Here is a 4,884-nt window from a genome sequence, read left to right as displayed (position 1 = left end):
CCGGCCGGACGCTCGGGCGCGGGAGCCGGGTCAGTCAGGTTGCGTCGGTGTCAAAAGGGGTCGCCGCCGGTGTCTCGGCGGTGGCCGCCCCGCGGGTAACAGGTGCCGCGGTCGTGGCCTGACCTCGGTCCGAGGGGATGGCAGCCCTGCTCCCGGTCGAGACGGCCTTGTGGGTAGCCTTGGTCAGGATGGGGGATTTCGTCAACGACGGTGGCTTGACGGCTGCCGCGGGCCCCGCCTGCATGTCGTCGTAGGAGAGCCGGGGCCGAGCCCGCTCACCACCAGGCACCGGAGGTGCCTCCGCGTCGTCGTCGAAGAGCATCTTGTCGAACGACGTCCGCTTGGACAGGTACGACGGAAGCAGCGGATCCTCATCGTCGAACAGGTGCTTGCGGACGAACGTCTTGGGATGCAGGGTACTCAGGTCAAGATCGGCAATCTCCGGACCAAGCTCGGAGCGCAGCTCCTCGCGCATGCCCGCGGCCATCTGCCGGAACTGACGCAGCATCTGACCGGCCTCACGGGCCACCTTCGGCAACCGCTCCGGGCCAAACACGAACAGACCGATCAGCAGCAGGACAGCGACCTCGCCCCAGCCGACGCCATTGAACACGGCCCCACACTACCTCGCAACCGCGATCAACGGAACAGCTCCGGACCGGTCGCCTCCCTTCGCGGGCCCACCGGCCCACCGGCCCGCCGGCCCGGATGCGTTCCGCTCAGCGCGGCCGCAACACCGGCAACCTTGCCGGGAACCAGCCGGACGCGGCGTCGCGGTCCGAACCCAAGATTCAAAAAGGCTCTCAGTCGCGCTGTTCCTGGGGGGCCAGCTCGACCTCATGGGTCTTGTGATCGCGCTCGAACGTGAGGGTGACCCGGTCGCCGATCCGGTGCACCCGGATCGCCGCGATCAGGTCGTTGGTGTTCCCGATAGCGGCTCCGTCGACCTTGGTGATGATGTCTCCCGGACGCAGTCCGACCACATCGGCGGGCCCGCCCCGCGTCACCCCGCGGATGAGCGCGCCGGGAGAGGTCCCGATCGCCGCCGCGTCATCCGGGGTGATCGTCCCAGCGGACACGCCGACATCAGGATGGGTGGCCCGGCCGGTACTGATGATCTCGTCGGCCACCGACCTCGCATAGTCGATCGGGATGGCGAAGCCCACGCCGATGTTCCCGGACGCGCCATGCTCGGCGCGGGAACCGGGCACGGCCGCGATCGCGGTGGTGATGCCGACGACCTGACCACGCCCGTCCAGCAGCGCGCCGCCGGAATTGCCGGGATTGATGGCCGCGTCGGTCTGAATCGCGCCGATGAGGACCGACTCGCCCCCGGACTCCGCCGGCACCGTTGGGTTACGGTCGAGCGCGCTGACAATACCCGTTGTCACCGTTCCGGCCAATCCCAGCGGTGCGCCGATGGCCACCAGCGGCGCACCGACCACGAGCGAGCCGGAACGCCCCAACGCCGCGGCGGGTAGCGGGCTTGTCGCCGGAATCCGGATGACGGCGAGATCGGTCTTGGGGTCACGTCCGATGATCTCCGCCGAAATCTGCCGCAGCTCCCTGTACAAGGTCACCGAGACCCGTGCCCCGACGGCTGCCCCGGCGACAACGTGGTTGTTGGTCAGTATGTAGCCGTCCGACCTGATGATCACACCGGAACCGGTGGCGGACAGGACCGGGTTGGTCACGGTGATCGTGACAACCGACGGCAGAGCGCGCGCGGCGATGGCGGCGACCGATACGGCCCGTTCGCCCGGGGGCGCGGCGTCAACCATCGCCCCCGGCGACAGCGCGGACGCGACCCGCGCGGCCTGGCGTTCGCTCCGTACGGCGCGAACGCCGGCCATGCCGCCGACCGCGCCGCCGACGATGGCGCCACCAGCCACGCCGCCGAGCAGCCCGGCGAGCAACAGGGCCACCAGAGCCGGTCGAGCCGGGGCCGGGTCGACCGGCTCTCGGCCGGCGCCGCGCGGTCCGGCTGACTTCTGGGCGTCAGCCGGGTCAGCCGGGTCAGCCGGGTCCGCCGGATCGGTATGGGGGCCGCCGGCACGGTGCGTATGGGAGGCAGCGAGAGCGGCCGGCGGATCCGGCCAGGGCCCGCGGGGAGCGGCCGGCGGATCCGGGCGCGTCCACCATGGCCGCGTCGGCGGGCCGGCCGGCCCGCCGTTGTCGGCCGGTTCACCCCGGAACGGGATGTCCTCCTCACCGTCGCCATCCACGGCCCTCCGCCTCCCGGTGCCAGCATCAGGGTACGAGCGGATATAACGCCAGACACGAGACATCCGCCGATATCGCGTAAACGGGCACCGGGAAAAGTTCGGGTCTGTCAGCGGCCCGCTACTGCGATCACGCGGTTACCACCGTACGGCCTCCCGAGAGGATCCAGCGTCAACGCCGCTGGAACACGGTGGCGGCGCGGCGCCACACCGGCAGGTCTACCGCCGCCGGTCGCCCGGCAACGCCGCGACAGCCATCACCGGCAGCAGGCGGACGCTTCCGGATTCGACGGCATTGACCTCAGTGGCGTTGGCCACCGAGACGACGCCGCCTCCCAGCCTGGTCCCGGCTGGGAGGCTGGGCTGTACCACCGGGATCGCGACCGGACGCGCCGGTTCCGGCACCGTGACAGGGGCGGTCGCTCCGAGCGCGGCACCCGCGACAGCGAAAAGAATCACCGCCACCGAGTTCATCAATATTCGCCTCGCCCGGCTCCGGTACCCCCGCGGGCCGGTGGCCGGGCGGGTCACCAACCGGCGGCCAGCCCCGGATCGCGGGGTTGTCATGACCGGCCTCCCGACGGACCGGCGCGGCCGATCGGCGGGGCCCGCCGACAGCGCGGGCCGCGCGGACCGCGAAGCGGGCTGGTCTGGCCGGCGCCGCCTCGGGGTGGCATCGCCAAGGAAATCAGCTGCCCTGGCCGACAGCGCGACGCGCCTGGTCCGCGGCTGCCCTGCCCGTACCCGCCCGGCCACCGGCTGGGTCGGATCGGGGCTGCGCGCGGGGCTCTGGGCAGCAGGTGGCTGGTTCAGCGAACCGGCAACACCGACGAACAGACCACGCCCGGCTGCCCGGATGACCACGCGAACGGAGACGGTGGCCGAGCGCGGGCGGGCCGGGTCGTCGGGCGGCCCGGCGATGCCGGGAGCGGCCATCCGCAGCAGCCGTTCCGCCGCTCCCCCCGGCAGGGCCGGACCGCCGAGCCCCGCCAGCCGCGCCTTGAGATGGCGCAGCTCGGCAACCTCCCACTGGCAGGACGCGCAGGACGCAATGTGCGCCAAGGCGCGGTCCCTGCCGTCGTGGTCCAGCTGCCCGTCCACCAGCGGGGCTATCTGCTTGCCGAGATGTCCGGTCACGCCTGTCCCTCCGGCGTGGACGACGTTCCACCACCTGCGCTCGCCACGGCCGGTTGGCCTGCTGGGGACGCCCGCCGAGTGATCCGGTGCGATCGGCGCGACGGCGACGCGGCGTCCTCGACCGAGAGGGCGGCGCCTGCCCCGATCGAGGACGCCCCGGCCGCCGTCTCCGGTGCCGCCGGCACGGTCAGGGCGGCCCCCGCGGCTGCCGAGGCGTCGAACAAAGCCGGACCGGCCGCCGTCCCGGCCGCACGCGGCGCCCGGTCCGCGAGAGCCTGCCGCAGCATGGCGCGGCCTCGGGAGATTCGGCTGCGCACGGTGCCGAGCTTCACCCCGAGTGTCTGCGCGATCTCCTCGTAGGACAGCTGCTCGATGTCGCACAGCACGACCGCGGCCCGGAAGTCGGGCGGGAGCGCAGCCAGCGCGCCCTCGATGTCGGCGTCAAGATGCGACTCCGCGTAGACGGCTTCCGGGCTCGCCTCACGGCCGGCGAGGCGCTCCGGGTCATCCGGCAACGCGTCGAAACGAATCTTCTGCTGACGCCGCATGCGGTCCAGGAAAAGATTCGTGGTGATCCGGTGCAGCCAGCCCTCAAAAGTGCCGGGCGTGTAATCGGCCAAGGACCGAAACACGCGCACGAAGACATCCTGGGTGAGGTCCTCGGCATCATGCGCGTTCCCGGTAAGCCGGTAAGCGAGCCGGTACACCCGATTACCGTGATCTCGTACGACCTCTTCCCAGGTGGGCGGCACCCACGTGGGCTGGTCAGCACCGGCGATTTCCACCGCGGCGGGTTCGGCGACGGCATCACCGTCCGACACCGGACGTGACGAGACCGACCGCCCAGGCGCGAACGTGGCCAGGCGCGTGTCCTGTCCGTTCACGGTCGCCTCTCGATCGGTTCGCGACGAACGTACCCGACGCGCCGGCCATGGCGCGGCAAAACCCGCAGCGGACACCGGCTGATCTCCCCTCGCCCCATCCCGACACGAGATGCGTTGACCTGACGAACGCTCCATCCGCAGCGGGCGTTCCCGTAGGCTGCCCATGTCATGCCCGACACAGCCACCGGAGCCGTCGATCCGGCCTCCGCATACACCGAGGGCTTCCTCCTGGAAGACCCTCCGCTGCGGGCTGCCCGAGCACGCGCCGAGGAAGTCGGGATCTTTCCGGTCAGCCCGGGGGCCGGTTCCATCCTTCGTTTTCTCGCCGCCTGTGTCGCCGCCCGCACCGTCGTCGAAATCGGGACGGGCACGGGGGTATCCGGTACCTGGCTGCTGCGCGGAATGCGGCCGGACGGAACGCTCACCACCATTGACGTCGAGGCCGAACATCTCCGGCTCGCGCGCCGGACGTACGCGGACGCGGGAATGGCGTCCAACCGCAGCCGGCTGATAACAGGCCGGGCCCTCGATGTCCTGCCCCGCCTCACCGATGGTGCTTACGACCTGGTGTTCTGCGATGCGGACCGGCGTGAGGCCACCGATTACCTCAGCCAGGCCCTCCGGCTGCTGCGGCCGGGGGG

Annotated in this window: 5 protein-coding genes; 1 reads left to right on the top strand and 4 read right to left on the bottom strand. The window is 71.4% G+C overall.

Features of this window, described 5'->3' with window-relative positions; translation table 11 throughout:
• Nucleotides 1-34 precede the first annotated feature (34 nt).
• From tatB to sigE, 4 genes are all read right to left on the bottom strand, one after another.
• A complete protein-coding gene (tatB, locus tag MJ783_RS15215) occupies nt 35-613 on the bottom strand; it encodes a Sec-independent protein translocase protein TatB (RefSeq protein WP_239311098.1) in 579 nt (192 codons plus the stop codon).
• A gap of 190 nt (nt 614-803) precedes the next feature.
• Nucleotides 804-2,225: a S1C family serine protease gene (locus tag MJ783_RS15210; protein WP_239311097.1), complete on the bottom strand. Its 1,422-nt coding sequence runs from the start codon at nt 2,223-2,225 to the stop codon at nt 804-806.
• A 216-nt stretch (nt 2,226-2,441) separates the two neighbouring features.
• Nucleotides 2,442-3,359: a zf-HC2 domain-containing protein gene (locus MJ783_RS15205; RefSeq protein WP_239311096.1), complete on the bottom strand. Its 918-nt coding sequence runs from the start codon at nt 3,357-3,359 to the stop codon at nt 2,442-2,444.
• Entirely contained in the window at nt 3,356-4,243 is an 888-nt protein-coding gene (sigE, locus tag MJ783_RS15200) for an RNA polymerase sigma factor SigE (RefSeq protein ID WP_239311095.1), read from the bottom strand. Before sigE ends, MJ783_RS15205 begins: the two co-directional genes overlap by 4 nt.
• A gap of 168 nt (nt 4,244-4,411) precedes the next feature.
• Between sigE and MJ783_RS15195 the strand changes: the two genes are divergently transcribed.
• On the top strand, nt 4,412-4,884 hold a 473-nt coding region (locus MJ783_RS15195; RefSeq protein ID WP_239311094.1), incomplete at its 3' end, for an O-methyltransferase.

It is taken from the genome of Protofrankia sp. Cj3 (genome assembly GCF_917627355.1).
Lineage (GTDB): Bacteria > Actinomycetota > Actinomycetes > Frankiales > Frankiaceae > Protofrankia.
Note: the sequence above shows the minus strand (reverse complement) of the source record. Positions and strands in the feature narration are given on the sequence as shown.